The 424-nt window shown below is 70.5% G+C and carries 1 protein-coding gene; it reads right to left on the reverse strand.

The window, feature by feature from the left end:
* The coding region (locus tag ABQE44_RS25825; RefSeq protein ID WP_448432665.1) for a phosphopantetheine-binding protein at positions 1 to 424 on the reverse strand (424 nt) is incomplete at both ends.

Raw genomic sequence — 424 nt, forward strand, 5'->3', positions numbered from 1 at the left:
CCGCAGCCGCAGCATGGCGTGCCGGTCCAGCAGCGCCTGCAGCACCGCCACCACGTCGCCCTCGGTCGTGTCTGCGGGGGCGTGGAACAGCACCGTCTGATTGAACTCATCGATCGCGCCATCGAAGCTGTGCAACCACCGCATGATCGGGGTCGCCACCACGGGTCCGGTGCCGTCGTCGGCCGCGTCGGCGCTGCCCGCCGCCCTGACCACGGAAGCCAGCCGGGACACGGTCTGCTCGACGAAGATGTCGCGCGGGCGGCACACCAGCCCGGCGGCCCTGGCGCGTGAGGCGACCTGCATCGACAGAATGCTGTCGCCGCCGAGGTCGAAGAAGGAGTCGTCGATGCCGACACGAGGCAGGCCAAGGATCTGGGCGTAGATGCCGGCCAGCAGGTCTTCGGTGGGGTTGGTCGGGGCCCGG

This window comes from Mycolicibacterium sp. XJ2546, assembly GCF_053483195.1.